This window comes from Thiomonas sp. UBA7699 (genome assembly GCF_002482605.1).
GTDB lineage: Bacteria > Pseudomonadota > Gammaproteobacteria > Burkholderiales > Burkholderiaceae_C > Thiomonas > Thiomonas arsenitoxydans.
In genome coordinates this window covers 41,121-62,733 of the sequence record NZ_DLGH01000026.1, presented here as the reverse complement: position 1 = coordinate 62,733, position 21,613 = coordinate 41,121, and the positions used below count along the sequence as shown (strand labels likewise).

Below are 21,613 nucleotides of genomic sequence, written 5' to 3'. Positions count from 1 at the left end.
AAACCGCATGAATTGCCAAACCGTCACGAAAGTGGTTTGCGGCTGGGCAATGCGGGTACAACTCAATCAATGCAGCTTGATGCGCGGCTCGGTGGTGCGAGAGATCATGCGCGCCAGGGTGAGGAAGGCGGTCTTCCAGAAACCGTGCAGGGCGTGCAGATGCATGCGGTAGAGCAGCCAGTAGATGAAGCGGGCGAAATGGCCTTCGATGAACATGCTGCCCTTCGATAGACCGCCCATGAGATTGCCCACGGTGCTGTGCTCGCCCAGCGACACCAGCGAGCCGAAGTCGCGGTAGTGAAAGGTCAGTAGCGGCTTGCCCTGCAGTTGCCGCGTGATCTGTCGGGCGATAAGGCTGGCCTGCTGGTGCGCGGCCTGGGCGCGCGGCGGCACGTTGCCGGCATGGCCTTCCCAGACGCAGGCGGCACAGTCGCCCAGCGCATAGATGGCGTCGTCGCGGCTGGTCTGTAGCGTGGGGCGCACGACCAGTTGGTTGATGCGGTTGGTCTCCAGCCCATCGATGTCGCGCAGGAAATCCGGGGCCTTGACGCCCGCTGCCCAGACCACCAGTTCGGCGGGCAGAAAGTCGCCGTCGGCGGTGCGCACGCCGGTGGCGGTGACTTCGGTCACGCGCTTACCGGTATGCATCTGCACGCCGAGTTTGGCCAGTTCGCCCGCGGCTGCGGCCGACAGCCGCTCGGGCAGCGCGGGCAGGATGCGGGGCGCGGCCTCGACCAGGCTCAGGCGCACGTCGCGCTCGGGATCGATGCGATCCAGGCCATAGGCGGCCAGCACCCGCGTGGAGTTGTGCAGCTCGGCCACCAGTTCCACCCCGGTGGCTCCGGCGCCGATGGCCACGACCTTGAGCTGCTCCGGGCGCAGCGGCTCGACCTGGGTGTTGGCGGCGATGCAGGCATTCACCAGCCGCCGGTGAAAACGCCGGGAGTCTTCGGGCGTGTCCAGCGCAATCGCATGCTCGGCCGCGCCGGGCGTGCCGAAGTCGTTGTTCTGGCTGCCCACGGCGATCACCAAAATGTCGTAGCCGATGCGCCGCCGCGGCACGATTTCGCGCCCGGTCTCATCTAACGTGGGCGCGACCAGCACTTCGCGACGCGCGCGGTCGAGCCCGTCCATGGCGCCGAGCCGGTACTTGAAGTGATGCCAGGTGGATTGGGCGAGGTAGTTCAACTCGTTGTCGTCGATGCCCAGGGTGCCGGCCGCCGCCTGGTGCAGCAGCGGCTTCCAGAGATGGCTGCGGCCGCGTTCGATCAGCGTGATATCGGCCTGACGGCGGCGACCCAGGGTGTCGCCCAGCCGGGTGGCCAGTTCCAGCCCGCCGGCACCGCCTCCGACGATGACAATGCGAGGCAGCGGAGAATCAGTAGAAGTCTGGGACATGATGATGGGTTGTCGGTGCAAGGCCTTATTGGAGACCGGCTTGCGTGCGGGCGCAAGCGGCTGCGCGACCACTAACATGCAGCCTCACGCCGCAGCCCGCTTAACCATCCTTGTCCGGGCGCCCGCGCGGCCTCAACCTGCAAGCCTCACGATGAACGAGAAGTATGACGCCAGCGCGGTGGAAGCCGCCGCGCAAGCCCACTGGCAAAGCACCGACGCCTACCGCGTGCGCGAAGACAAACCGGGCGAAAAGTTCTACGCCTGCTCCATGCTGCCCTACCCCTCGGGCAAGCTCCACATGGGCCATGTGCGCAACTACACCATCAACGACATGCTCACCCGCCATCTGCGGATGAACGGTCACAACGTGCTCATGCCCATGGGCTGGGACGCCTTCGGTCTGCCCGCCGAAAACGCGGCGATGAAAAACAAGGTGCCCCCGGCGAAGTGGACCTATGACAACATCGCCTATATGAAGCGGCAGATGCAGGCCATGGGTCTGGCCATCGACTGGAGCCGCGAGGTGGCGACCTGCTCGCCCGAGTACTACAAGTGGAACCAGTGGCTGTTCCTCAAGATGCTGGAAAAAGGCATCGCCGAGCGCCGCACCCAAGTGGTGAACTGGGACCCGGTGGACCAGACCGTGCTGGCCAACGAGCAGGTGATCGACGGCCGCGGCTGGCGCAGCGGCGCCGTGGTGGAAAAGCGCGAGATTCCCGGCTACTACCTCAAGATCACCGACTACGCCGAGGAGCTGCTGGCCGCCGTGGCCGATCCCGAAGACAAGAACTATCTCGCCGGTTGGCCCGAGCGGGTGCGGCTGATGCAGGAGAACTGGATCGGCAAGAGCGCCGGGGTGCGTTTCGCCTTCCCCCACACCATCCACGACGCGCAGGGCGCGTTGATCCAGGACGGCCGCCTGTATGTGTTCACCACCCGGGCGGACACCATCATGGGCGTGACCTTCTGCGCCGTAGCGCCCGAGCACCCGCTGGCCGCGCACGCCGCGGCGGGCAATGCCGAACTCGCCGCCTTCATCGAGCGCTGCCAGCAGGGCGGCACCACCGAAGCTGAACTGGCGCTGAAAGAAAAAGAGGGCATGCCCACCGGGCTGTTCGTCACCCACCCGCTGACCGGCGCGCAAGTGCCGGTGTGGGTCGGCAACTATGTGCTGATGAGCTACGGCGACGGCGCGGTGATGGGCGTGCCCGCGCACGACGAGCGCGACTTTGCCTTCGCCAAAAAGTATGGCCTGCCCATTCAGCAAGTCGTCGCGGTGGAGGGCGAGACCTTCAGCACAGACGCCTGGGCCGATTGGTATGGCGACAAACAGCGCGCGGTGTGCGTCAACTCGGGCGAGCTCGACGGCCTGCCCTACAAAGACGCGGTGGACAAAGTCGCCGAACTGCTCGCCGCCAAAGGCCTAGGCGAGAAGCGCACCACCTGGCGGCTGCGCGACTGGGGCGTGAGCCGCCAGCGCTACTGGGGCACGCCCATTCCCATCATCCACTGCGATCACTGCGGCGCGGTGCCGGTGCCGGAAAAAGACCTGCCGGTCGTCCTGCCCGAAGACCTGATTCCCGACGGCAGCGGCAACCCGCTGCACCAGTGCGCGGCGTTCGTCGACGTGGCCTGCCCGCAGTGCGGCAAACCGGCCAAGCGCGAAACCGACACCATGGACACCTTCGTCGATTCGAGTTGGTACTTCATGCGCTACACCTGCGCCGACAATCACGACGCCATGGTGGACGGCCGCACCGACTACTGGATGCCGATGGACCAGTACATCGGCGGCATCGAGCACGCCATCCTTCACCTGCTGTATGCGCGCTTCTGGACCAAGGTGATGCGCGACCTCGGGCTGGTCAAGGCCGACGAACCCTTCACCCGTCTGCTCACGCAGGGCATGGTGCTCAACCACATCTACTCGCGCAAAACCCCGCAGGGCGGCATCGAATACTTTTGGCCGCACGAGGTGGAGAACGTGTTCGACGCGCAGGGCAAGATCATCGGCGCCAAGCTCAAGGCCGACGGCTCGGCGGTGGACTACGGCGGCGTGGGCACCATGAGCAAGAGCAAGAACAACGGCGTCGATCCGCAAGACCTGATCGACCGCTACGGCGCCGACACCGCCCGCCTGTTCACCATGTTCGCCGCGCCGCCCGAAGCCACGCTGGAGTGGAACGACGCCGCGGTAGAGGGCGCGCACCGTTTTCTCAGGCGAGTGTGGGCCTTCGGGCTGAAGCTCAGCGCCCTGGCCGCGCCCGCAGCCGAGGCGGGTGACGCCGCACGCAAGCTACGCCGCGAGGTGCACCAGACCTTGCAGCAGGTGAATTTCGACTACGGCCGCATGCAATACAACACCGTGGTGTCGGGCGCGATGAAACTGCTCAACGCGCTGGAAGGCGCGGACGCCGCAGCCGACGGCATGGCCGTTGCGCTGCGCGAAGGCTTCGGCATTCTGCTGCGCGTGCTCTACCCCGCCACGCCGCACATCGCCCACGCCTTGTGGCAGGAACTCGGCTACGGCGCCGAGTTCGGCGATCTGCTCGATGCGCGCTGGCCGCAGGTCGATGAGGCCGCGCTGGTGCAGGACACCATCGAGCTCATGCTGCAGGTCAACGGCAAGTTGCGTGGCGCCATTCAAGTCGCGGCCAGTGCCGACAAGGCCACGATCGAAGCCGCCGCGCTGGCCAGCGCCGATTTCGCCAAATTCAGCGAGGGCAAGGCCGCGAAGAAGGTCATCGTGGTGCCGGGCCGGCTGGTCAATGTGGTGGTCTGAATGAAGCGCCGCAGCGTCCTCATCTTCGCACCGCTTCTGGCCTTGAGTGCCTGCGGTTTTCAGCTACGCGGCTCGACCAATCTGTCGTTCAGCACCCTGTATGTGGCGGGCTCGGAGACCTCGGCCTTCGTCGTGGCACTCAAGCGGCAGATCGCCGCCACCACTTCGACCCGCATCGCGCCAGACGCCCAGTCCGCTCAGGCGGTATTCACCCTGTTGGGCGAATCGCAGACTCAGACTGCGCAGGCCTACAACGCCGATGGCACGGTGGCGCAATATCTGTTGCGCTACACCGTGCGCTTTGAGCTCACCACGCCGCAGGGCAAGGTGCTGATCGCCCCGACCGACCTGAGCCAGACCAGCAATCTGAGCTACAACTCCAGCGCCACGCTGGCCAAGGCCAATGAGTCCGATCTGCTCTATCGCGGCATGCGCCAGGAACTGATCAACCGTCTGATGTTCCAGCTTGCCGCGGTGAAGGTGAATTGATGCAGCTCGCTGCCGACCAACTCGACGCCCATCTCGCCAGCAAGCTCGGCGCGCTGTACGTGGTGTATGGCGACGAGACCCTGCTGGTGAACGAGGCGGTGGACGCCATTCGCGCCCGCGCCCGGCAGCAGGGTTTCGAGGAGCGCGAAAGCCACACGGTGGAGCGCGGCTTCGACTGGAGCCACCTGCTCGCAGGTAGCCGCGAGATCAGCCTGTTCGGCGGTCGGCGGCTCATCGAACTGCGCATCCCGGGCGGCAAACCCGGACGCGACGGCGGCGAAGCCTTGGCGGCGCTGTCCGGGCATTTGTCGCCGGATGTGATGGCTGTGGTCATCCTGCCCCGTCTGGATGCGGCCACCCAGAAGTCGGCCTGGTTCAGCGCCCTGAGCCAAGGTGGCGTGGCGGTGCGGGTGGACAGCGTGGAGCTTGCGCAACTGCCGCGCTGGATCGCCGCCCGACTGCAGCGCCACGGCTTCACCCTACCCACAGGCGACGCGGGCAGGGCGCTCACCGATTTTCTGGTGGCGCGGGTGGAAGGCAATCTGCTGGCCGCCCATCAGGAGATCGAAAAGCTCGCGCTGCTGTGCCCGCCTGGCCCGCTCGATCCCGACACGGTGGAGCAGGCGGTGCTGAACGTGGCGCGCTACAGCGTGTTCAAGCTCGGCGAAGCGGTGCTGGGCGGCGATGTCGCCCGGCTGCGTCGCATGCTCGACGGCCTGCAGGCCGAAGGCGTGGCCCCGGTGCTGGTGCACTGGACGCTGGCCGACGACATCCGCGCCTGGCTGCGCATCCGTCAGGGGCTGGACGCGGGGCAGGCGCTGCCCGCGCTGCTGCGCGCCAACCGCATCTGGGGCGTGAAGGAAAAACTGCTGGAACGCGCCTTGCCGCGCCTGCGCACGCCCGATCTGGAGCGGCTGCTGCAACTCGCGGCGCAGTGCGATCTGGCGGTCAAGGGCCTGCGCCCTGACTCCCTGCCGCGCGCACCGTGGGAGGCGCTGCAGGTGCTCGCCCTGTCCATGCTCGACGCCCTCTGGCCCACGCCACCGAGCGCTCGGCAGGGCCGCAGATTGGTTCTGCGCCCGGCGCTTTGAGTGAATGTCTCAAGGTCGCATGTTGCGGGCTTTTGAACTCTGTGGCATTGCCCGGCTCTGAGCAAAGTCCGCTGTCTTCTTCGCGGCCTTTTTTGCAGCCTCTCTCACCGAAACGTCATGCCCATTTTCCCGCCTCGCTCCCCCTACTCTGGCCGACTGAGCCACACCCTAGCCGCACTCGGCCTGTCGGCTGCCGCCCTGCTGCCCGCTGCCTTCGCGCAGGCCGCGCCCGCGCCCATACCCGACAACGCGCCCAGCTTCACCGCAGGCCCGGATGATGTGATGCGCGTGCTGCCCGCGCAACTGCTGCCCGCGCTGCAGGTCAACTGCCATGGCGTGAAGATCGCTGCGCCTGCCTGGCGCGCGCAACTCGACGCCTCTGCCGCCTTGCTGGTCAACCTCAATCAGGTGACGGTGCCGGAGAAGCAGGCGGTCTTGCCGATGGCCCTGTTGTGCCCCGCGCCCAGCCCGCTCGCCGCCGCGTGGAGCCGGGCCGCGGAACAGGCCAGCAATCTGGTCAAGCTCGACTTTCCCGGTGCGCCTGAGCAGGTCACCGGCGCCAGCTTCATCGGCCCCAAGGGCGGGCGGGTGCTGATCGTCAACCGCAGCGCACAGGCGGTGCGGGTCAATCTGGGAACCTGGGTGAGCAAGACCGCGCGGCTGGATCAATACACCGCACCGGGGGCAGCAGCGCAGCCACCCAAGGTCGAACATCTGCGCCGCGCCTTGGGCACGCAGGATGCGCAAGGCATTTTGTTGCCGCCGATGTCGCTCAGCGTGGTCGGCTGAACAACGGCGTTGTTGCCGGGCCGGAATTTCACCAGATCACGGGATGATGGCGCGGCAGGCCGTGCATCCCCCTCCCGGCCTCCCCCACAAGTGGAGGAGGTGAGAACAGCGCTACGCGGCGCTCCGGATGCCCCTCCCGGCCCCCCCACAAGTGGAGGTGGTGCAAAAAGACTCCCTCTCCACTTGTGGGGAGGGCTGGGGTGGGGAGGGTTTGGCCCAGCGCTTCGCGCCCGCCAGCGCCCTGCATAGAAGCGAAGGACGGACTGATGGGCAATCTGGGTTCAACCCAGATTCAGTCAGCCCACTGCCGCAGCTCGTTCAACCCGACCACACCGGACCAAGGCTGGCTGCCGATGCGCCCCGTAGCGGGAGCGCCCGCCTCGCCCAGACCGTCGAGCCAGGCCAGCGCGCCGTCGAAGTTTTCGTGATGGGTGTAAGCGCCGGTGGTGACCACGGTGCGCAGCCCGGCGCCGTGCGCCGCGCGCAGGCCGTTGGTCGAGTCTTCGAACGCCAGGCATTGCTCCGGGACCAGCGCCATGCGTTCGAGCACCCAGGTGTAGATGCCGGGATCGGGTTTTTTGCGCGGCACGGCGTCGCCCGCGCCCACCACGTCAAACCAGTCCATGCCGCCTGCACCCAGGGTGGCGTGAATCAGCGCTTCGACATTGTCGGGCGTGGTGGTGGTGGCAATGGCCAGACGCAGCCCGGCGCCACGCGCCTGCTCCAGCAGCCGACGCACGCCCGGACGCAGGGCGATGCCGCCCTCCGCCACCAGTCGCACATAGTGCGCGGTCTTGCGGCGGTGGAGCTCGGCGATCAGCCCCGCCGCTTCGGGCGCAGCCGCGGCCTGCGGATCGATCTCCTGCCAATAAGCCAGCATGCGCTCTTTGCCGCCGGTAATGGCGAGCAGACGGCCGTAGGTCGGCACGTCCCAATGCCAATCCAGCCCGGCATCGGCGAAGGCCTGGTTGAAAGCGATGCGGTGACCGTCGCGCTCGGTTTCGGCCAAGGTGCCATCGACGTCGAAAATCAGTGCGCGCAAGGGCGTTGAATTCATGCCTCACCTTTCCATTTGATGGAGCAGCCGATGCTGGGATATTGCTCCGCGGGGCCGATGCCGGTTGCGGCGATCTGTTTCATGGCCTCGAACAAATCGCGGCGAGCGTCGGCGGGGGCGGCCTGCTTGCGCGAGGCGTCGAGCTGGCCGCGATACTGCAGCTTCAAATCGGCGTTGAAGCCGAAAAAGTCGGGCGTGCAGACTGCGCCGTAGGCCTTGGCCACGGCCTGCGTTTCGTCATACAGATAGGGAAAACCGAAGCCGTGCTGCGCGGCGAACAGCTTCATGTTGTCGAAGGAGTCTTCGGGATAGGCGCTCACGTCGTTGCTGTTGATGGCCACCGCATGCACGCCCAGGGCGCGCAGTTCTCGGGCATCGCGCACCATGCGGTCGGCCACGGCCTGCACATACGGGCAGTGATTGCAGATAAACATCACCAGCAGTCCCTTGGGGCCGCGCAGTTCGGCCAGGGTGTGGCTGCGGCCATCGATGCCGGGCAGGTGGAAATCGGGCGCGGGAAATCCGCGCTGCAAGGGATCGGCGGTTGCGGCCATGACAAAACTCCTTTGCTGGGTTGGCGGGGGAATGCAATGCACAGACGACAACCCCGGCTGAGGCCGGGGTTGTCGATCCCATCAAACTCGGACAGAAACTGCCCTAGGCGTCAGTTGATCTTGGGATCGAGCTTGCCCTTTTCGTACAGCGCCACCATGGCATCGAGCGTGATGGGCTTGATCTTGGACGCATTGCCCGCGGTGCCGAAGGCTTCGTAACGCGCCTTGCAAATCTCTTTCATGGCCTTGGTCGAAGCGATGAGGAATTTGCGCGGATCGAACTCTTTCGGGTGTTCGGCGAGGAACTTGCGGGTGGCGCCGGTGGAGGCCATGCGCAGATCGGTGTCGATGTTGACCTTGCGAACGCCGTGCTTGATGCCTTCGACGATCTCTTCCACCGGCACGCCATAGGTCTCGCCCATGTCGCCGCCGTAGGAGTTGATGATTTTGAGCCACTCTTGCGGCACCGAGGAGGAGCCGTGCATCACCAGGTGGGTGTTCGGAATGCGGGCGTGAATTTCCTTGATGCGGCCGATGGCGAGGATGTCACCGGTGGGCGGACGGGTGAACTTGTACGCGCCGTGGCTGGTGCCGATGGCAATGGCCAGGGCGTCGACCTGGGTCTTTTTCACGAAGTCAGCGGCCTCTTCCGGGTCGGTCAGCAGCTGGCTGTGGTCAAGCGTGCCTTCGGCGCCGATGCCGTCTTCTTCACCGGCGGTGCCGGTTTCGAGCGAGCCCAGGCAACCGAGTTCGCCTTCCACCGACACGCCGCAGGAGTGCGACATTTCCACGACGCGACGGGTGACATCGACGTTGTACTCGTAGGTAGTCGGCGTCTTGCCGTCGGTGCCCAGCGAGCCGTCCATCATCACCGAGCTGAAGCCCAGCTGGATGGAGCGCTGGCACACGCCGGGGCTGGTGCCGTGATCCTGGTGCATGACCACGGGGATGTGCGGCCACTCTTCAACCGCGGCCTCGATGAGGTGGCGCAGAAAGGGCGCACCAGCATACTTGCGCGCGCCAGCGGAGGCTTGCAGGATGACCGGCGAGTTGGTCTCGTCGGCGGCTTCCATGATGGCGCGCACCTGTTCGAGGTTGTTGACGTTGAAGGCGGGAACGCCGTAGGAATGCTCGGCCGCATGGTCGAGCAGTTGACGCAGGGAAATCAGGGCCATGACGGACTCCTCAAGAGAAAGGGAACAGGTTCAAAACGATCAAAGCATGGGCTTCAAGACAAAGGCTGCTTGGCGCGCTGCTGCAGGATCTCGAAAGCGGGCAACTGCTTGCCTTCGAGCACTTCCAGGAAGGCGCCGCCGCCGGTGGAGATGTAGCCGATGCGGTCGGTGATGCCGTATTTGGCAATCGCCGCCAGGGTATCGCCGCCGCCCGCGATGGAGAACGCCGGGCTGCTGGCGATGGCCTCGGCCAGCACCTTGGTGCCGTTGGCGAAGGCGTCGAACTCGAACACGCCCACCGGGCCGTTCCAGACGATGGTGCCCGCGGTCTTGAGCTTGGCCGCCAGCTTGGCCGCAGTCTTGGGGCCGATGTCGAGTATGAGGTCGTCAGCGGCCACATCCTTGGCGTCTTTGACGGTGGCCTCGGCGGTAGCGCTGAACTGCTTGGCCACCACCACATCTTCGGGAATGGGCACTTCGGCGCCGCGTTCCTTCATTTTGGTGATGACCTTCTTCGCCTCATCCACCAGATCGGGCTCGGCCAGGCTTTTGCCGATGGGCAGACCTTCGGCCAGCATGAAGGTGTTGGCGATGCCGCCGCCCACGATCAGGCCATCGACCTTGTCGGCCAGGGCCTGCAGGATGGTGAGCTTGGTGGAGACCTTGGAGCCTGCGACGATGGCCACCAGCGGGCGTGCAGGTTTTTCCAGCGCGCGGCTGATGGCGTCGATCTCGGCCGCCAGCAGCGGGCCCGCGCAGGCGATGGGCGCGTACTTGGCGATGCCATAGGTGGTCGCCTCAGCGCGGTGGGCGGTGCCGAAGGCGTCGTTCACATAGATGTCGCAGAGCTTGGCGATTTTTTGCGACAGCGCGTCGTCGTTCTTTTTCTCGCCCTTGTTGACGCGAGCGTTTTCGAGCATGACCACTTCGCCAGGACGCACGTCAAAGCCGCCGTCCACCCAGTTGGCCTGCAGCTTGACCGGCAGGCCGAGCAGCTCGCTCAGGCGCTTGGCCACGGGGGCCAGCGAATCCTCGGGCTTGAACTCACCTTCGGTCGGGCGGCCCAGGTGCGAGGTGATCATCACCCCGGCACCGGCATCGAGCGCCATTTTCACTGCGGGCACGGAAGCGCGCACCCGGGTGTCTTCGGTGATCTCGCCCTTGTCGTTGAACGGCACGTTCAGATCGGCGCGAATGAATACGCGCTTGTCCTGGGCGAAGCCGCGCTTGCACACTTCTTCAAAGGTCAGGATTTGCATCAGTCTCTCCTCGTTTGCACCCCGCTGACGGGTGTTTTGATGAGTCGTCAAGGCAGCGGGGCTGGCGGCATCAGTTGCTGGCGACGTGCTTGACGAAGCGCATCATGTTGCAGGTATAGCCGTACTCGTTGTCGTACCAGGACACGACCTTGACGAAGGTGGAATCGAGAGCGATACCGGCCTCGGCGTCGAAGATCGACGGCATGGAGCAGCCGCGATAGTCGGTGGAGACCACCTTGTCTTCGGTATAGCCGAGCACGCCCTTGAGCGGGCCTTCGGAAGCGGCCTTCATGGCCGCGCAGATGTCGGCGTAGCTGGCTTCCTTGTTCAGCTCGACGGTCAGGTCGACCACAGAGACGTCAGGCGTGGGCACGCGGAAGGCCATGCCGGTGAGCTTTTTGTTCAACTCGGGAATGACCTTGCCCACCGCCTTGGCCGCGCCTGTGCTCGACGGGATGATGTTGTCCAGGATGCCCCGGCCGCCGCGCCAGTCTTTGCTCGACGGGCCGTCCACGGTCTTCTGGGTGGCGGTGGCGGCGTGCACCGTACTCATCAGGCCGCGCTTGATGCCGAAGCTGTCGTTGAGCACCTTGGCCACGGGGGCCAGGCAGTTGGTGGTGCAGGAGGCGGCGGAGACGATTTTCTCGCCAGCGTACTTGGCGTGGTTCACGCCATAGACGAACATCGGCGTGTCGTCCTTGGAGGGGGCGGATTGCACCACTTTCTTGGCGCCAGCGTCGATGTGCTTCTGGCAGGTATCGAGGGTGAGGAAGAAGCCGGTGGCTTCGACCACCACGTCGGCATTTACTTCGTTCCACTTCAGGTTGGCGGGATCGCGCTCGGCGGTGAGGCGGATTTTCTTGCCGTTGACCACCAGGTTGTTGCCTTCCACGCCCACCGTGCCGTTGAAGCGGCCATGCACCGAGTCGTACTGCAGCATGTAAGCCAGGTAGTCCGGCTCGAGCAGGTCGTTGATGGCGACGATCTCCAAGTCTTTGAACTCGGCTTCCTGCGCCACGGCGCGGAACACCATGCGGCCGATGCGGCCGAATCCATTGATGGCGATGCGAATGGTCATATGAGATCTCCTGAATGAAGGTTGAGAAAAAGTGAGGTGTGGCGTGTGCAGGCGGCGTTTTGAGCGCGCCCTCAATCGGAAGCGTGCAAGGCCGACGCCCGCACGGCCTCGGCGACTGCGGCCACCGTGGGAATGATGCGATCGGGCTCGGCCAGGGCGATCGACTTGCCGTGGTTGTAGCCATAGGGCACCGCCCAGACCGCCACGCCGGCGGCACGCGCGGTGGCGACATCAATCTCGGAATCGCCGACGAACAGCGCGCGGTTTGCCCGCAGCTTGAAGGCGTCGAGGCAGTAGCGCACCGGCAGCGGATCGGGCTTCTTGGCTTCGAGCGTATCGCCGGCCACCACCATGTCGAAGTAGTGACGGATGCCATGCACCATGAGCACCGTGGTGGCGAAGCGCTGTTCTTTATTGGTGACCAGCGCGATGCGTACCTGCGCCGCGCGCAAGGCCTTGAGCGTACTGAGCACATCGGGATAGAGGCGGCTGCGCTGCCCGGTACGCACGGCATAGAACTCGGCAAAGCGCGGCATCAGGATGTCGAGCGTGCCGGTGCGCCGCACCGTCTCTTCTTCGAGACCGGTGGCGTGCGCATAGGCGTGCAGCATGAGTTCGCGCGTGCCATGTCCGATCCAGGCGCGGATCAGATGCTCGGAGACTTCGGGCAGTTGCTGATCGCGCAGCAGGTCGTTGACCGCGTCGGCGATTTCCGGCGCGGTTTCCACCAGCGTACCGTCGAGGTCGAACATCACCAAATCGAACATGGCTTGCGTCATCCTGTTGCGTGTCGGGTCAGACTCAAGCGGCTTGCAGCACGGACTTCGCCACGGCGACCGCATGCTCTGCCGTCACCTTGAAGTACTGATAAAGCTGCGGCGCCGGGGCGGATTCGCCAAAGGTGGCGATACCGACGATGCCGCCGTTCAGGCCGACATACTTGTGCCAAAAGTCCGGGTGACCCGCCTCGATGGCCACGCGCGGCAAGCCTGCGGGCAGCACCTCGTTGCGGTAGGCCGCATCCTGGCGGTCGAAGGCGTTGGTGCAGGGCATGGAGACCACGCGGGCCGCGACGCCCTGTTCGGCCAGCATGCCTTGCGCCTTGAGCGCAATTTCCACTTCGGAGCCGGTGGCGATCAGCACGATCTGCGGCTTGCCGCCCTGGGCTTCGGACAGCACATAGCCGCCGCGCGAAATGGTGCGCTCGGCGTCTTCCGGGTGCGGGGTGGAGACGAGATTCTGCCGCGACAGCAGCAGGGCGCTGGGGCCGTGCTTGCGCTCGATGGCGTGCTTCCAGGCCACCGCGGTTTCGAGCACGTCGGCCGGGCGCCACACATCCAGATTGGGGATGAGGCGCAGGCTGGACGGCTGCTCGATCGGCTGGTGCGTCGGGCCGTCTTCGCCCAGACCGATGGAGTCGTGCGAGAAGACGTGGATGACCCGCTGCTTCATCAGCGCGCTCATGCGCACGCCGTTGCGCGAGTAGTCGGAGAACATCAGGAAGGTGCCGCCGTAGGGCAGGAAGCCGCCATGCAGCGCCATGCCGTTCATCATGGCCACCATGCCGAATTCGCGCACGCCATACGAAAGATAGTTGAAAGCCGTGCCGGGCGCGGCCTTCTCGAAGGAATGCGAGGCCTTGACCGCGGTGAGGTTGGAGCCGGTCAGGTCGGCCGAACCGCCGAACAGACCGGGCAGCGCGGGCACCAGGGTTTCGAGCGCGATCTGCGAGGACTTGCGGGTGGCCGTGGCAGCGCTGACTTCGCGGGCCTTGGCGTAAAGCGCCTGGACGGTCTGACCCCAATCGGTCGGCAGGTCGCCCGCCATGCGGCGCTTGAATTCGGCGGCCAGTGCGGGATGAGCCTTTTCATAGGCGGCGAAGCGCTCGTTCCAGTCGGCTTCGAGCTTGGCACCGTGGAATTTGGCGTCCCAGGCCTGGTAAATGTCGGCGGGAATTTCAAACGGGCCGTAGTCCCAGCCCAGGGCCTTGCGGGTGGCGTCGGCCTCGGCCTGGCCGAGCGCGGCGCCGTGCACATCGTGCGTGCCCGCCTTGTTGGGCGAGCCCCAGCCGATGGTGGTGCGGCAGATGACGAGGGTGGGCTTGTCGCTGGTCTTGGCTTCGGCGGTGGCCTTCTCGACGGCAGCGGCGTCATGGCCGTCGATGGGGCCGATGACGTTCCAGCCATAGGCCTGGAAGCGCTGGGCGGTGTTGTCGGAGAACCAGTGCTCGACATGACCGTCGATGGAAATGCCGTTGTCGTCGTAGTAGGCGATGAGCTTGTTGAGCTTGAGCGTGCCGGCCAGCGAGCAGACCTCGTGGCTGATGCCCTCCATCAGGCAGCCGTCGCCTAGGAACACATAGGTGTGGTGATCGACGATGGCATGGCCGGGCTGGTTGAACTGCGCCGCCAGCACTTTTTCGGCCAGCGCCATGCCGACGGCGTTGGCGATGCCCTGTCCCAGCGGGCCGGTGGTGGTTTCCACGCCCGGGGTGTAGCCCACTTCGGGGTGGCCCGGCGTTTTGCTGTGCAGTTGGCGGAAGCGCTTGAGCTCCTCGATCGGCAGGTCGTAGCCGGTGAGATGCAGCAGGGCGTAGATCAGCATCGAGCCGTGGCCGTTGGACAGCACGAAGCGGTCGCGGTTGGCCCAGTGCGGATTGGCCGGGTTGTGGTGCAGGTGATTGCGCCACAGCACTTCGGCAATGTCGGCCATGCCCATGGGGGCGCCGGGGTGGCCGGAGTTGGCGGCCTGCACGCCGTCGATGGCGAGAAAGCGGATGGCGTTGGCCAGACGGCGGCGTTGTTGGGTGTCGATTTGAACGGTAGTCATGTTGAAATTCTTCCGGGTTTGGACAACGCGGTTAACCTGCGCGACGCTTGAGGTCCATCAGACGCAGAATCATCGGCGTGAAGATGAGCTGCATGGCAATGCCCATCTTGCCGCCGGGCACGACCAGGGTGTTGGGGCGGCTCATCCACGAGTCGTGGAGCATGGACAGCAGGTAGGGAAAATCGATGCCCTTGGGGTTCGCGAAGCGAATGACCACCATGCTCTCGTCGAGCGTGGGAATGTCTTTGGCGATGAAGGGGTTGGAGGTATCGACCGTGGGCACGCGCTGGAAGTTGACGTGGGTGCGCGAGAACTGCGGCGCGATGTGATGCACATAGTCGGGCATGCGGCGCAGGATGGTGTCCATCACCGCCTCTTGCGAGTAGCCGCGCTGGATCTGGTCGCGGTGCAGCTTTTGAATCCACTCCAGGTTGATGATGGGCACCACGCCCACCAGCAGGTCCACCTGCTTGGCCACGTTGATCTCGCCAGCGGCGTAACCGCCGTGCAGACCTTCGTAGAACATCAGATCGGAACCCGGCTTGATGTCCTTCCACTCGGTGAAGTTGCCCGGCTCGACGCCGAATTCGGCCGCCTCGCCCGCATCGTGGATGTACTTGCGCACCTTGCCGCCGCCGGTCTCGCCGTAGGTCTTGAACACGGTTTCCAGTTCGCCCAGCAGGTTGGCGTCGGGGCCGAAATGGCTGAAGTGACGGTTGCCCGCGGCTTCCTGCTTTTTCATCTCCTCGCGCATTTCCATGCGGTTGAACTTATGGAAGGAATCTCCCTCGACGATTTGCGCGGTGAGCTGTTCGCGGCGGAAGATGTGCTGGAAGCTGCGCATCACCGTGGTGGTGCCGGCGCCCGACGACCCGGTGATGGCAATGATGGGATGTTTGACAGACATGGTGCGAGCCTCTTTTCAAGACAAGGAAATCAATGCATGCAGCGCCCGTCTTGATGCGGGTCGCTGCCAGGTTTGATCCGGCGCAAAGCGCAGCAATGGCGGCGGGGCCCTACGCTTCGATGCTGCCGAAGCAAACCGACCCGGCGGCCGCAACGCTCAACGGCTGGCTTCGTCGCGGTACAGCGAACGCTCTTTGAACAGCGGCGACTCAAAGGCTTTGTCTTCGCCCCGGTCATATTCGGCGTGATAGCGCTCCAGACGCTCGATCTCGTTCTTGGAGCCCAGCATCACCGGCACGCGCTGATGCAGCGAGCTTGGCTGCACCTCAAGAATACGCCCGCGCCCGGTGGAAGCCGCGCCGCCCGCCTGTTCGATGATCATGCCGATCGGATTGGCTTCGTACATCAGGCGCAGACGGCCCGGCTTGCTCGGGTCTTTGGTGTCTTTGGGGTACATGAAAATGCCGCCGCGCATGAGAATGCGGTGCACGTCGGCCACCATCGAGGCGATCCAGCGGGTGTTGAAGTCGCGCCCGCGCGGACCGGTCTTGCCGGCCTTGCACTCGGCGACATAGCGCTGAATCGGCGGCTCCCAGAAGCGCTCGTTGCTGGTGTTGATGGCGAATTCGCTGGTGTCTGCGGGAATCTGCAGATTGGGATGGGTGAGGATGAAGTTGCCGATTTCGCGGTCAAGGGTAAAGCCGTGCGTGCCTTTGCCCACGGTCAGCACCAGCATGGTGGCCGGGCCGTAGATGGCGTAACCCGCAGCGACCTGCTCCACGCCGGGGCGCAGGTAGTCGGCCACGGTGGGGTCGCCGATCTTGGTGTGGCGCAGCACCGAAAAAATGGTGCCGACCGAGACGTTGACGTCGGTGTTACTCGACCCGTCGAGCGGATCGAAAATGAGCATGTAGGGGCCGCGCTCGAATTCCTTCGGCAGGGTGTACGGGTCGTCCATTTCTTCGGACGCCATGCCGGCGACCAGGCCGCCCCACTCGCACGCCTGGATCATGGCGTCGTTGGAGAGCACGTCGAGCTTTTTCTGCACTTCGCCCTGCACGTTCTGCGTGTCGAGCGCACCGAGGAAGCCGCCGAGCGCCCCCTTGGAGGTCATGGCGGAGATGGCCTTGACCGCGGCGGTCACATCCACGAGCAAGGCGGCGAGATCGGCCTGATCATCGGTGCCGTGCAATTGCTCGATGAGGAATTTTGAGACGGTGGTGCGACCTGACTGCATGGTGGAGCTCCCAATGGTTATAGGCCAGGGACAACAGACCTGCCCCGCACTTCAGACGTGCGGGTGAATCTGCTGGCTCGAGGCCCGATGACTTTTTGAAGCAACCTGCGGTCGGCGGACCAACCCCTGAGAAATCACTGAGACGTCAGCAAGACGCCCATCAGCGCAAGTCACTTCAAAAAGCCCGCAGCCCCAAAACGGAGACTCGCATGAACAGACTTCATTGGCTGCGGTAAAAGCTCCTGAAGTAGAACTTCGGAGCCCGTTCACAAACGGTGCGACCCATGACCATGGCGAAAAGGTGAATGACAAAATTCATTCCTAATCTTTATCGCTTAGGCCGAATATAAGCGGTGGCTCGAATTAAGGTAAATTCACGATTTGTTGATGTTCAGATCAGGAATTTTGATGAAAAACGCGACCATCCGTCAGCTCCGCGTCTTCAGCGCCGCTGCGCGCCACCTGCACTTTGGCAAGGCGGCCCAGGAAATGCACCTCACGCCGCCTGCTGTCTCCATGCAAATCAGAGAGCTGGAGTCGCAGGTCGGGCTCCCCCTATTCGAGCGTCAGGGCAAGTCCGTCAGTCTGACCTTGACGGGAGAGTATTTGGTGGTCTATGCCCGCAAGGTTCTTGCAACGCTCAAAGACGCCGAGGACGCCATGGCGCGCCTGCGGGGCATCAAGGCCGGCCGACTGACCATTGGCATGGTGAGTACGGCCCAGTATTTCGTGCCCCGCTTGCTGGCGCGCTTTCACGCCGAGTATCCCCATGTGGAGGTCCGGCTCTCGGTGGGCAACCGTGAACAATTGGTGAGTCATCTCCAGAACAGCGAGCTGGATCTCGCCATCATGGGCCGACCGCCGCGAGACGTTGCCACGCGCGCCGAACCCTTTGCCGCCCACCCCATGGGCATCATCGCGCCGCCACAGCACCCGTTATCGACCGGAGGGCCGCACTCGGCCACACTGCTGACGCAGTTCAACTTCATCATCCGCGAACCCGGCTCGGGCACGCGCGCCACTTTTGAGGAGTATCTGCACCAGCATCAGATGGAGCTGCCCCTGTTCACCGAAATGCAGAGCAACGAAACCATCAAGCAGGCGGTCATGGCGAATATGGGCATCAGCTTCCTGTCGCTGCACACCATCGATCTGGAATTGCGCAACAACCTGCTGACCGTGCCGTCGATCGAGGGCATGCCCTTGCTGCGACGCTGGTACGCGGTGAACAGTCTGGCCAAACTGCTGTCACCGGGGGCGGAAGCATTCCGCTATTTCATTCTGGAGCATGGCGAATCGTTTCTGGCGGAAACCTTCGGCACCGACATTCTGGCACCCGGCAAGGAATTGGCCAACGCTGAGCCGTAGTCGCAGCGCCGGTCGCTACGCTCAGCCGCAGGCGCGCATCAGCGCAGCAAGCGGCGCGGTATCGGCGCGCAACACGCGCGGCCCCAGGCTGACGGCTTGAAACCCCGATCGCTGCAGCAAGGCGATTTCGTCTTCGCCCAGTCCGCCCTCGGGGCCGGAGACCATCCATCCTGATTCGCCCGAGGCAAAGGGCCGAAGCGGATTCGTCGCCAACGGGCTCAACACGCAGCGATGCAACTGGGCGTTGTCGTTGCCAAGGTGCTGCAGCCAATCGGAGAGCGTCGCCACCCGCGCCACCTCGGGAACGCGATTTCGCCCGCACTGCTCGCACGCTGCAATGGCGACGCCTTGCCAGTGCGCCACCCGCCGCTGCGCCCGCTCGCCCTGCAGACGTAGCACGCTGCGCCGCGTAATCAAGGGCTGAATGGCCGCGACACCCAGTTCCACCGCCTTTTCCACCAAAGCATCCATGCGCTCGTTGGCCGGCATGCCCACGGCCAGCATGACGCGCACGTCCGCTTCGCGCTCCACCGCATGGTGGGTGCGAAGCAGCAAGGTTTGGGGGTCGATGACCTCGCCCGACCACTCGCCGCCGGTGCCGTCGAACACGGCGACCGACTCGCCCTCCTTCAATCGCAAGACCTTGACATGCCTCGCCGTCGCCGCGGGCAGGGTCAACAGGCCGGGCGCCAGCGTGGCCTCAGTGGGCGGAATGTAAAAGCGCAACGACACGAAAGAGCGACCGTAGGAACTGCGCGCTTCACGCCGCGGCCAGTTGAGACAGCACCGCTTCAGTGTCTGCGCTGAACAGGCGCACGCCCTCTTGCAGCTTTTCGGTGGCCATGCGGTCGGCGCGCATGCCCTGCTCAAAGTCCTGCTGGCTCAGCACGGGCGGCAGGGGATCGGTCGCCGGGCCTGCCTGCGCCGCGTCGAGTTGACGCGGCATCGCGCGGTCGCTGGCCGCCAGGGCATCGAGCAAGGCCGGTGGAATGGTGAGCAGGTCACAGCCTGCCAGGGCAGCGATCTGGTCCAGGTCACGAAAGCTCGCGCCCATTACCTCGGTCGGCACGCCTTGCTGCTTGTAGTCATACCAGATGCGCCTCACAGCCTGCACGCCGGGGTCGTTGGCGCCGCGACGCTGTTCGGCGTCCCAGGCCCCGCCAGCCTGAAGGCGATGCCAGTCGGTGATGCGTCCCACGAAAGGCGAAATCAACTTCACACCCGCCGCGGCGCAAGCCTGCGCCTGTGCGAAGCTGAACAACAGCGTGAGGTTGCAGTGGATGCCTTCGGCTTCGAGCATGCGGGCCGCGACAATGCCTTCCCAAGTGGCGGCAATCTTGATCAGCACGCGCTCGCGCGGCACGCCCTGCGCCGCGTATCGCGCCATCAGCGCGCGGGCGCGCCGCAAGGTGCCTTCGGTATCGTGGGACAGGCGCGCATCGACCTCGGTGGACACCCGGCCCGGCAGACGCTGCAGAATTTGCACCCCGAACGCCACGAGCAGCGCATCCAGACGATCATTGACGTCGGCAGAACCGCTCACTGCGGCCGCGACGAGGCGCGCATAGCGCGGATCGGCGGCCGCCTTGCGAATCAGACTGGGATTGGTCGTGGCATCCCGCGCGCTCCAGCGGGACAGCAGATCCAGATCGGCCGTATCGACCACGACGACAGTGGAAGCAGCCAGCGAATCGAGTGCAGACATGAGTGAGGAGTGAGACGGCGATGCGAAGCGGTCATCTTAGGCGAGCTTCGACTGCTCTCAAATGAGATCAGTCTTCGTCGTCGAGCTCGGCGTTCCAGCCCTTGCTCTTTGCGCGCTGCATGGCGCGCTCATACAGGGCGCGGTGACGCTCGGCGAGTTCCGGCGGCAGGCGGCTGGGCAGATTGCCGTACTGATCCCATTCGGCCTCCACTTTCTGCATCAGCCCCTGCATGCGCTGCAGGTCCCAGCCTTTGCAGTCTTCGGCTTCGGGCAGCAGCCCGAAAACCCAGGCGTCAAGCACCACCCGGCCAAGCTGGGTCATGCCGTGCGCGTCGGCGTGATAGCCGGGATAAATCGGTTTTTCTTGCATGTTGAGCTCGTTTCGGTCGGGCGGTCGTCGGTCGTTGAGACCGATGTGGTCGCCGCTCAGGCCACCCAGCGCTGAAGGTAAGAGTGGATGAGCTCGAACACTTTATCGGATTTGATGATCAACCCCAGATCGATCATCTCAGAACCCAGCGCCATGCCCCGGTTGTTGGCAGGCACCGGGGCGGGCACGATGTGGTGCGCTTCCTCACGGAAAAACACCGCGGCAACCACCCCGGCGAACAGCAGATCGCGCGTGGCCTCGCGCCGTGAAATCTGGCCGCCTCGGCGTTCGATGAACACCGGGCTGCCGCTGGAGCCGGGATAGACCGCGGCGTCGATGAGAAACTGCCGATGCCCTTCAAAGTCGAGTGCGGCGGGCGTCGCCGTGGTCCCTCGGCGCAGGATGGGCATGAGGTTGACCTGATCCCACACGCCGCTGGGATAGCCGACGAACAGCACGTCTTCCAGGGCGTCGAACTGCTGCCAGGTCGCGGCATCGGGAATGAGTCGGCTGTCGATCGGCTCGAAATAAAGCTCCACGCCTTGCTGCTCAGCCGCCTGCTGCAGCGGCGCGAGCGGCACCAGGGCCAGATCGACCTCGGCGTCGGGGTGTAGATGCCAGGCGGCGGGGAACTCGTCGATGTTGAGCTGGAAGCGCTGGCCGAACGCGGGCCGACCCTGGCGCTTTTGCGTGAACACCAGCCCGCCACGCCGCACGCCCTCCACCAAATGGCGGTTGGTGACGACGAAGTCCGTCACGCCGCGGGCATGCGCATGGCGCACGACGAAGGCGGTGCCGGAGCCTTCGCTGCCGTCGTCGAGCACGGTGTCGACCCGGACGGTGGAAAACAGCAGCCGCTTGGCGGTGGAATCGATGTCCATGTGGAGGCGGCTCGTTCAGTGATGCGTCGCGGACTGGTTCAGCCGCTCGATGGCGGCAATCGCCGCCCGCTGCGCCTCGGCGGCTTCGGCCTCGTTGCCCATCATGGTCAGCCGCCCGAAGGTGCCGAACGGCCGCACATCGACCAGGGTGACCTGGGCCGCCTTCTCCGCCTCGTTGGCGGCGTAGACGATGTAACCCGCGGGCTCGACTTCGAGGATGAACATGCTCTTGCCCGGCAGGATCATCGAGCCCTTGCGAAACTGGCGGTTGATGAGGGTGGCGTGGTCGGGGGTGATGGCGCGGATGATTTCGTTCCACGCCACTTTGCAGCGCAGCCGCGACTGCTCGCTGGCCCCGAGCTGCTGCAGGATCACGCCGCCGGCAGCCAGCACCTCGCTTTGGTTGCGGTAGTGCAGCTCCATCGAGCCGAAAGAGCGCTCGACCACCTGCTCGCCCATGCGCACATTGGTTTTTTTCAGCGCCGCATCCGACAGGCTGTGCACCGCCATGCCCGGCCCCACCTCCACCCAAAGACAGGCATCGCCGGCCACGGGCAAGAAGCCTTGCGACGAAGTGGCCAGATAGGACGCCAACTGCGGCTGCAGGGCGTCGATGAAGACGAAAGTGCGCAGGGAGATTTTCAT

20 protein-coding genes are annotated in these 21,613 nt (G+C 64.8%); 5 read left to right on the top strand and 15 right to left on the bottom strand.

The genetic code is table 11. The features are described 5' to 3' along the window. Positions 1-66: 66 nt before the first annotated feature. Positions 67-1,398 (bottom strand): NAD(P)/FAD-dependent oxidoreductase, encoded by a 1,332-nt coding sequence (locus B3H47_RS11910; protein WP_156053952.1) that lies wholly within the window; start codon positions 1,396-1,398, stop codon positions 67-69. Between the two features lie 151 nt (positions 1,399-1,549). Here B3H47_RS11910 and leuS point away from each other — a divergent pair, with 151 nt between their 5' ends. The 4 genes from leuS to B3H47_RS11890 all read left to right on the top strand — a co-directional run bounded on the left by leuS (position 1,550) and on the right by B3H47_RS11890 (position 6,549). Further along, positions 1,550-4,180: a leucine--tRNA ligase gene (gene leuS / locus B3H47_RS11905; RefSeq protein ID WP_286987126.1), complete on the top strand. Its 2,631-nt coding sequence runs from the start codon at positions 1,550-1,552 to the stop codon at positions 4,178-4,180. Next, positions 4,181-4,669, top strand: coding sequence for an LPS assembly lipoprotein LptE (gene lptE / locus B3H47_RS11900; protein WP_013121949.1), 489 nt, complete (start codon positions 4,181-4,183; stop codon positions 4,667-4,669). Then, complete coding sequence (gene holA, locus B3H47_RS11895) at positions 4,669-5,760, top strand: DNA polymerase III subunit delta (protein ID WP_286987125.1); 1,092 nt, start codon at positions 4,669-4,671, stop codon at positions 5,758-5,760. The genes lptE and holA overlap by 1 nt, the downstream gene beginning before the upstream one ends. Before the next feature lie 117 nt (positions 5,761-5,877). Beyond that, complete coding sequence (locus B3H47_RS11890; protein WP_286987123.1) at positions 5,878-6,549, top strand: hypothetical protein; 672 nt, start codon at positions 5,878-5,880, stop codon at positions 6,547-6,549. A gap of 292 nt (positions 6,550-6,841) precedes the next feature. On the opposite strand, the gene B3H47_RS11885 is transcribed toward B3H47_RS11890, so the two are convergent. The 9 genes from B3H47_RS11885 to B3H47_RS11845 all read right to left on the bottom strand — a co-directional run bounded on the left by B3H47_RS11885 (position 6,842) and on the right by B3H47_RS11845 (position 16,644). After that, on the bottom strand, positions 6,842-7,606 hold the full coding sequence (locus B3H47_RS11885) for an HAD family hydrolase (RefSeq protein WP_286987122.1): 765 nt from the start codon (positions 7,604-7,606) through the stop codon (positions 6,842-6,844). Further along, a complete protein-coding gene (locus B3H47_RS11880; protein ID WP_286987121.1) occupies positions 7,603-8,160 on the bottom strand; it encodes a thioredoxin family protein in 558 nt (185 codons plus the stop codon). Before B3H47_RS11880 ends, B3H47_RS11885 begins: the two co-directional genes overlap by 4 nt. 110 nt (positions 8,161-8,270) lie before the next feature. Beyond that, complete coding sequence (gene fba, locus B3H47_RS11875) at positions 8,271-9,335, bottom strand: class II fructose-bisphosphate aldolase (RefSeq protein ID WP_286987120.1); 1,065 nt, start codon at positions 9,333-9,335, stop codon at positions 8,271-8,273. Between the two features lie 53 nt (positions 9,336-9,388). Continuing rightward, positions 9,389-10,594, bottom strand: coding sequence for a phosphoglycerate kinase (locus B3H47_RS11870; protein ID WP_286730320.1), 1,206 nt, complete (start codon positions 10,592-10,594; stop codon positions 9,389-9,391). Between the two features lie 70 nt (positions 10,595-10,664). Continuing rightward, positions 10,665-11,672: a type I glyceraldehyde-3-phosphate dehydrogenase gene (gap, locus tag B3H47_RS11865; protein WP_156053945.1), complete on the bottom strand. Its 1,008-nt coding sequence runs from the start codon at positions 11,670-11,672 to the stop codon at positions 10,665-10,667. Positions 11,673-11,743: 71 nt separating this feature from the next. Further along, entirely contained in the window at positions 11,744-12,451 is a 708-nt protein-coding gene (gene gph / locus B3H47_RS11860) for a phosphoglycolate phosphatase (RefSeq protein WP_013104302.1), read from the bottom strand. 22 nt (positions 12,452-12,473) lie between these two features. Next, positions 12,474-14,501, bottom strand: coding sequence for a transketolase (gene tkt / locus B3H47_RS11855; protein WP_286987118.1), 2,028 nt, complete (start codon positions 14,499-14,501; stop codon positions 12,474-12,476). 31 nt (positions 14,502-14,532) lie between these two features. Continuing rightward, entirely contained in the window at positions 14,533-15,408 is an 876-nt protein-coding gene (locus B3H47_RS11850) for a phosphoribulokinase (protein WP_276729275.1), read from the bottom strand. Between the two features lie 156 nt (positions 15,409-15,564). Continuing rightward, positions 15,565-16,644, bottom strand: a complete 1,080-nt coding sequence (locus B3H47_RS11845) for a class 1 fructose-bisphosphatase (protein WP_013104299.1) — start codon at positions 16,642-16,644, stop codon at positions 15,565-15,567. 408 nt (positions 16,645-17,052) lie between these two features. Here B3H47_RS11845 and B3H47_RS11840 point away from each other — a divergent pair, with 408 nt between their 5' ends. Then, positions 17,053-18,012: a LysR family transcriptional regulator gene (locus tag B3H47_RS11840; protein ID WP_286987116.1), complete on the top strand. Its 960-nt coding sequence runs from the start codon at positions 17,053-17,055 to the stop codon at positions 18,010-18,012. A gap of 21 nt (positions 18,013-18,033) precedes the next feature. On the opposite strand, the gene B3H47_RS11835 is transcribed toward B3H47_RS11840, so the two are convergent. The 5 genes from B3H47_RS11835 to B3H47_RS11815 form a co-directional block, all read right to left on the bottom strand. Then, entirely contained in the window at positions 18,034-18,744 is a 711-nt protein-coding gene (locus tag B3H47_RS11835; protein WP_286987115.1) for a 16S rRNA (uracil(1498)-N(3))-methyltransferase, read from the bottom strand. 28 nt (positions 18,745-18,772) lie between these two features. Further along, the gene (locus B3H47_RS11830) at positions 18,773-19,717 is read right to left on the bottom strand and encodes a transaldolase family protein (RefSeq protein WP_286987114.1); all 945 of its coding nucleotides are present in this window, start codon (positions 19,715-19,717) and stop codon (positions 18,773-18,775) included. Positions 19,718-19,784: 67 nt separating this feature from the next. Next, the gene (locus tag B3H47_RS11825; protein WP_276729280.1) at positions 19,785-20,087 is read right to left on the bottom strand and encodes a hypothetical protein; all 303 of its coding nucleotides are present in this window, start codon (positions 20,085-20,087) and stop codon (positions 19,785-19,787) included. Between the two features lie 56 nt (positions 20,088-20,143). Further along, a complete protein-coding gene (locus B3H47_RS11820) occupies positions 20,144-20,968 on the bottom strand; it encodes a S1 family peptidase (protein WP_013121936.1) in 825 nt (274 codons plus the stop codon). 15 nt (positions 20,969-20,983) lie between these two features. Further along, the gene (locus tag B3H47_RS11815) at positions 20,984-21,613 is read right to left on the bottom strand and encodes a microcompartment protein (protein ID WP_013104293.1); all 630 of its coding nucleotides are present in this window, start codon (positions 21,611-21,613) and stop codon (positions 20,984-20,986) included.